2 pseudogenes are annotated in these 641 nt (G+C 54.3%); both read left to right on the top strand.

Annotated elements, in window-relative coordinates:
- Positions 1 to 188, top strand: a pseudogene (locus HT737_RS30835) (low molecular weight phosphotyrosine protein phosphatase); the annotation flags it as partial.
- 38 nt (positions 189 to 226) lie between these two features.
- Positions 227 to 641, top strand: a pseudogene (locus HT737_RS30830) (Wzz/FepE/Etk N-terminal domain-containing protein); the annotation flags it as partial.

The raw sequence follows: 641 nt of genomic DNA, 5'->3' as shown, positions 1-641 counted from the left end.
AAAAACAACATGTGAATCAGGTGCTGAAGATTGCTTCGCATGCCCGAGGCAAAGTGTTTCTTCTTGGCAAGTGGCAGGGCGAAAGAGAAATACAGGATCCGTATCGTCAAGGTAAGGCCGCTTTTATTCATGCCCATGCATTGATTGAAGATGCTGTTAGCTCGTGGGCGCAGCGCCTCGGACATTGATGAATATTCTTCAGATCAGTGAATGGTAAGAAAGACTTATGCAGTTACCGTCAGTAATCGCCAACCGTGATAACGATCAAGACAGTATTGATCTTCTCGGCATATTCGGCAGTTTGATCGACCAGAAATGGCTGATCGGTGCATTCACCGGTGCTTCATGGCCGCCGGCGTTGCCTACGCGGTATTGGCGACGCCGGTGTACCTGGCGAACGCGCTGGTGCAGGTCGAGCCGAAAAAAAACGACATGCTCGGCTTTTCCGACCTCAGCAGCATGCTCGGTGGGCAATCGCCGTCGGTCACCGAAATCGGCATCATCAAATCCCGCGCGGTGATCGGCAAAACCGTCGACGACCTGCGTCTGGACATCGACGTCACCCCCAATACCTTCCCGGTCATCGGCGGTTTTCTCGCCCGGCGTTATCGCGGTGAAACCGAGTCCAGCGTGGCGCCGCC

Origin of the sequence: Pseudomonas sp. MD195_PC81_125, assembly GCF_014060985.1 — a bacterium.
GTDB classification, from domain to species: domain Bacteria; phylum Pseudomonadota; class Gammaproteobacteria; order Pseudomonadales; family Pseudomonadaceae; genus Aquipseudomonas; species Aquipseudomonas parakoreensis.
The sequence above is the reverse complement of the archived record's forward strand: the minus strand, read 5'-3'. Positions and strand labels throughout refer to the sequence as shown.